General features: G+C 62.9%; 2 protein-coding genes. Both read right to left on the bottom strand.

The features are described from left to right. Positions 1-1,400 (bottom strand): ABC transporter permease subunit (locus QCE63_RS35430; RefSeq protein WP_404990248.1); only part of this gene is annotated, 1,400 nt, incomplete at its 3' end. Positions 1,401-1,419: 19 nt separating this feature from the next. Then, on the bottom strand, positions 1,420-2,448 hold a 1,029-nt coding region (locus QCE63_RS35435; protein ID WP_309839917.1), incomplete at its 5' end, for an ABC transporter ATP-binding protein.

Consider the following 2,448-nt stretch of genomic DNA (forward strand, 5'->3'; position numbering starts at 1 on the left):
AGCGACGAACCCACCAGACCGATCTTCGCGAAGAAATAGAACACGCCCACCGCCAGGATCATGCGCGGCACCACGATCGGCGCCAGCACGAACGCGAGCATCGTTGCATTCCAGCGCAAGCCGCCGCGCACCAGCAGGAAGGCAGCAGGCGTGCCGATTGCCATCGACAGCACGCCCGTGCCCACGCCTACCACCAGCGAACGGGTCGCGGCCTGCATCCACAGCGGCGAGTCCATCACCTGTTGGTACCACTGCAGTGATACGCCATGTGGCGGCCAGGCGAGGCCCGAGGCGGAATCGAACGACAGCGGGATCATCAGGAACGCAGGCGCGCTCAGGAACACCAGAATCAGCGTGACCACCGTGCGCAGCGTCATGCCGTTGCCGTCGCCTGCGCGTTTCTTGCGCTTTGGAAGCAAGGCGATCAGGGCGTCGGTTGCGTTCGCCAGCAGCGTGAGCAGTGCGTTGCCCAGTCTATGCAGAACACCATCGCTCTTCTGCGGGCCACGAGCCGCGCTACTGCCACCGGTCATCGTCGAGAGACCCACCATCCGGTCATACACCACGAACACCACCAGCACTACCGCCAGCAGCAACACCGAGATCGCACCTGCGAAGCCCCAGTTCAACGCCTGCAACACCTGATCGATGATCAACTGCGTAATCATCGTCTCGTGACGTCCGCCCAGCAGCGTCGGCGTGATGAAGAAGCCGATTGCCGTCACGAACACCATCAACGCCGACGCGAACACGCCCGGCAACGACAGCGGGAAATACACCTTCCAGAACGCCATGCCCGGACGTGCGCCCAGTGTCGATGCCGCGCTCGGCAGACGCCGGTCGATGTTCTCCATCACCGAGAGCATCGTCATGATCGCAATCGGCATCAGCGCGTGCGTCATGCCCACGATCACCGCCGGCAGGTTGTACAGCAGACCGAGCGGTGAATCGACCAGGCCGAGGTGTTTCAGCACCCAGTTGAGCACGCCATTACGCCCGAGCAGCACGACCCAGGCGAAGGTACGCACCAGAAAACTCGTCCAGAACGACAGCAGCACCCAGTACAGCAACCGGTTCTTGCGCTCGCGCGTGGCCGCCGAAATCAGGTACGCGACCGGATAGCCCACCAGCACCGAGAAGAAGGTCGTGAGCAACGATATCTTCATCGTCACCCACAGCACTTCCACATACACCGATGAGGCGAACAGCCGCTTGTACTCGGCCATCGTGAAGCCGCTCTGATTGTGAATACTCAGCAGCAGCAATTGTCCGACCGGATAGATCAGGAACACCGTGAGCAGCACGATCACGGGTGCGGCCATCGCGGCCACGCGCAGCTTGCGGCTCAGGCGCGGGTTGCGTGCCTTGCGCGGTGCGGCGCGATCGTTTTGCGCGGTCATGGCGGGAGGGTTCATCGGCTCACCCCGCGATGGCGACGGCATCAGCAGGCGACCACGACAGCGTCAGCGTCTGGCCGATCTCATAGCGCGCCCCGAGCCGGTCGGTCGGGAACGACGCAATCAGTTCAGCCGCTTCCGCGTTCTGCTGCTGGCGCTGCATGTACAGCTTGGTCATGCCGCCGGTCACCATGATGTCGGTGAGCTTGGCGGACATCGTTTCGGCGCTTGAATCGTTGTGACCATTCACCCGCAGGTTCTGCGGACGCAGCATCAGCTTCACCGGCTTGCCCGATTGCACCTGCGCGTCGTAGACCATCGCGCTGCCTTTGTCGATGCCTTGCATCGCGAGGCGCACCTGATCGCCTTCACGCGACGTCACCTGTGCATCGAGCAGATTCGATTCACCAAGGAAATCCGCCACGAACACATTCTTCGGACGAAAATAGAGATCAGCAGGCGTGCCCAGTTGCGCGATCTTGCCCGCATCCATCAGGCAGATGCGATCCGACATCGTCATCGCTTCTTCCTGATCGTGCGTCACGTAGATGATCGTGGTGCCCAGATCCCGGTGAATGCGCTTGATCTCCAGTTGCATGTGATCGCGCAGCTTCTTGTCGAGTGCGCCGAGCGGCTCGTCCATCAGGATGATCGACGGCCGGTACACCATGCAGCGCGCCAGCGCGATACGCTGCTGCTGCCCGCCCGAGAGTTCACGCGGATAGCGCCCCGCCACATGCGGCAGATGCACCATCTCCAGCGCCTCGGCGACGCGCTTCTTCGCACTGGCCGAATCCACCTTGCGCATCTGCAACGGGAACGCGATGTTCTCCGCCACCGTCATGTGCGGAAACAGCGCGTAGTTCTGAAACACCATGCCGATGTCACGGTCATACGGCGCGCCGTCGGTGACGTCGACGCCGTTGATGCGGATCGAGCCGCCGTCCGCCTGTGCAAGCCCCGCGATGAGGCTCAGCAGCGTGGTCTTGCCCGAGCCGCTCGGGCCCAGCAGCGTCAGGAACTCGCCCTGCGCGACGTCGAGGTCGGTCGG

The organism is Caballeronia sp. LZ065 (assembly GCF_031450975.1).
Lineage (GTDB): Bacteria > Pseudomonadota > Gammaproteobacteria > Burkholderiales > Burkholderiaceae > Caballeronia.